General features: G+C 56.3%; 1 rRNA gene. It reads right to left on the bottom strand.

Features of this window, described 5'->3' with window-relative positions:
• Positions 1–32 precede the first annotated feature (32 nt).
• Positions 33–2505: ribosomal RNA gene (locus tag ACWCP2_RS38155) — 23S ribosomal RNA — on the bottom strand; the annotation flags it as partial.

Here is a 2505-nt window from a genome sequence, read left to right as displayed (position 1 = left end):
CTTCAGAACTAACACAGTGGACGCGAGCAACTGAGGACAAGCCCTCGGCCTATTAGTACCAGTCAGCTCCACCCGTTACCGGGCTTCCACATCTGGCCTATCAACCCAGTCGTCTACTGGGAGCCTTACCCTCTCAAGGAGGTGGGAATACTCATCTTGAAGCAGGCTTCCCGCTTAGATGCTTTCAGCGGTTATCCCTCCCGAACGTAGCCAACCAGCCATGCCCTTGGCAGGACAACTGGCACACCAGAGGTTCGTCCGTCCCGGTCCTCTCGTACTAGGGACAGCCCTTCTCAATATTCCTACGCGCACAGCGGATAGGGACCGAACTGTCTCACGACGTTCTAAACCCAGCTCGCGTACCGCTTTAATGGGCGAACAGCCCAACCCTTGGGACCGACTCCAGCCCCAGGATGCGACGAGCCGACATCGAGGTGCCAAACCATCCCGTCGATATGGACTCTTGGGGAAGATCAGCCTGTTATCCCCGGGGTACCTTTTATCCGTTGAGCGACGGCGCTTCCACAAGCCACCGCCGGATCACTAGTCCCGACTTTCGTCCCTGCTCGACCCGTCGGTCTCACAGTCAAGCTCCCTTGTGCACTTACACTCAACACCTGATTGCCAACCAGGCTGAGGGAACCTTTGGGCGCCTCCGTTACTTTTTGGGAGGCAACCGCCCCAGTTAAACTACCCATCAGACACTGTCCCTGATCCGGATCACGGACCGAGGTTAGACATCCAGCACGACCAGAGTGGTATTTCAACGACGACTCCACAACCACTGGCGTGGCCGCTTCAAAGTCTCCCACCTATCCTACACAAGCCGAACCGAACACCAATATCAAACTATAGTAAAGGTCCCGGGGTCTTTCCGTCCTGCTGCGCGAAACGAGCATCTTTACTCGTAGTGCAATTTCACCGGGCCTATGGTTGAGACAGTCGAGAAGTCGTTACGCCATTCGTGCAGGTCGGAACTTACCCGACAAGGAATTTCGCTACCTTAGGATGGTTATAGTTACCACCGCCGTTTACTGGCGCTTAAGTTCTCAGCTTCGCCACACCGAAATGTGACTAACCGGTCCCCTTAACGTTCCAGCACCGGGCAGGCGTCAGTCCGTATACATCGCCTTACGGCTTCGCACGGACCTGTGTTTTTAGTAAACAGTCGCTTCTCGCTGGTCTCTGCGGCCACCCCCAGCTCAGGAAGCAAGTTCCTTCACCAGTGATGGCCCCCCTTCTCCCGAAGTTACGGGGGCATTTTGCCGAGTTCCTTAACCATAGTTCACCCGAACGCCTCGGTATTCTCTACCTGACCACCTGAGTCGGTTTAGGGTACGGGCCGCCATGAAACTCGCTAGAGGCTTTTCTCGACAGCATAGGATCATCCACTTCACCACAATCGGCTCGGCATCAGGTCTCAGCCTTATATGAGGGACGGATTTGCCTACCCCTCGGCCTACACCCTTACCCCGGGACTACCACCGCCCGGGCTGGACTACCTTCCTGCGTCACCCCATCGCTTACCTACTACAAGTCTGGGTCACCGGCTCCACCACTTTCCTTTCCCCGAAGGGTCCGGAACGGCTTCACGGGCTTAGCATCGCCTGATTCGATATTGGGCGTTTCAAAGCGGGTACCGGAATATCAACCGGTTGTCCATCGACTACGCCTGTCGGCCTCGCCTTAGGTCCCGACTTACCCTGGGCAGATCAGCTTGACCCAGGAACCCTTAGTCAATCGGCGCACACGTTTCTCACGTGTGTATCGCTACTCATGCCTGCATTCTCACTCGTGAACCGTCCACAACTAGCTTCCGCTGCTGCTTCACCCGGCACACGACGCTCCCCTACCCATCACAGCAGGCGTTGGCCCTATTGCTGCAATGACACGACTTCGGCGGTACGCTTGAGCCCCGCTACATTGTCGGCGCGGAATCACTTGACCAGTGAGCTATTACGCACTCTTTCAAGGGTGGCTGCTTCTAAGCCAACCTCCTGGTTGTCTCTGCGACTCCACATCCTTTCCCACTTAGCGTACGCTTAGGGGCCTTAGTCGATGCTCTGGGCTGTTTCCCTCTCGACCATGGAGCTTATCCCCCACAGTCTCACTGCCACGCTCTCACTTACCGGCATTCGGAGTTTGGCTAAGGTCAGTAACCCGGTAGGGCCCATCGCCTATCCAGTGCTCTACCTCCGGCAAGAAACACGTGACGCTGCACCTAAATGCATTTCGGGGAGAACCAGCTATCACGGAGTTTGATTGGCCTTTCACCCCTAACCACAGGTCATCCCCCAGGTTTTCAACCCTGGTGGGTTCGGTCCTCCACGAAGTCTTACCTCCGCTTCAACCTGCCCATGGCTAGATCACTCCGCTTCGGGTCTAGAGCGTGCAACTCAATCGCCCTATTCGGACTCGCTTTCGCTACGGCTTCCCCACACGGGTTAACCTCGCTACACACCGCTAACTCGCAGGCTCATTCTTCAAAAGGCACGCAGTCACGAC

It is taken from the genome of Streptomyces sp. NPDC002104 (assembly GCF_053593795.1).
The sequence above is the reverse complement of the archived record's forward strand: the minus strand, read 5'-3'. Positions and strand labels throughout refer to the sequence as shown.